Origin of the sequence: Streptomyces tendae, from assembly GCF_014650435.1 — a bacterium.
Classification (GTDB): domain Bacteria; phylum Actinomycetota; class Actinomycetes; order Streptomycetales; family Streptomycetaceae; genus Streptomyces; species Streptomyces tendae.
Genome location: NZ_BMUY01000114.1, coordinates 1 through 558, shown reverse-complemented (window position 1 = coordinate 558; position 558 = coordinate 1). Strand labels below are relative to the sequence as shown.

Annotated in this window: 1 pseudogene; it reads right to left on the bottom strand. The window is 78.3% G+C overall.

The window, feature by feature from the left end:
• Nucleotides 1–206 precede the first annotated feature (206 nt).
• A pseudogene (locus IE258_RS40895) lies at nt 207–558 on the bottom strand (hypothetical protein); the annotation flags it as partial.

Genomic DNA, 558 nt, shown 5'->3' with positions numbered 1-558 from the left:
CGGCGGCGATACGGGAAGCCTTCATGGCAGAAGCACTCCGCTTCGTAGAGGTTTCACTGACGGTGAGGGATGCGCGGCGCGGACGGCCGGTCGTTCCTTCGGCGGGACGACGGCCGGGCGCACGCGGCGGAACCGGCGCACACGCGTGCCGCACGGAGGCGCCCCTCAGCTCGTCCGGAAACCCCGGAACGGTGGGTCGCCCCGCGTCAGGCGGCGAGCGCGAGTGCGGAGGCGGAGGCCGGGGGACCGCGGCGGACCACCGTGTGGTGCAGCCCCGCGGAGCGCGGCGGGAGCGGTGCGAGCAGCGCGGTGCGCGGGGTGATCGGGCCCGCCTCGGGCGCGCCGGGGAGTCCGGCGCGCAGGGCCCGCACCAGGGCGAGCGCCCCGCGGAGCGACCGCACGAGGGCGCCTTCGGCGACACCCTGCGCGGACAGGTCGGCCAGGCGCAGCAGCGCCAGGTCGCCCCGGCGCAGCAGCCATCCCGCGGCCAGCGCGGCGAGGACGTGACCGAGCAGCATCGGCCGCGCCGGCAGCAGCGCCTCCGCCGGTCCGGCCGTC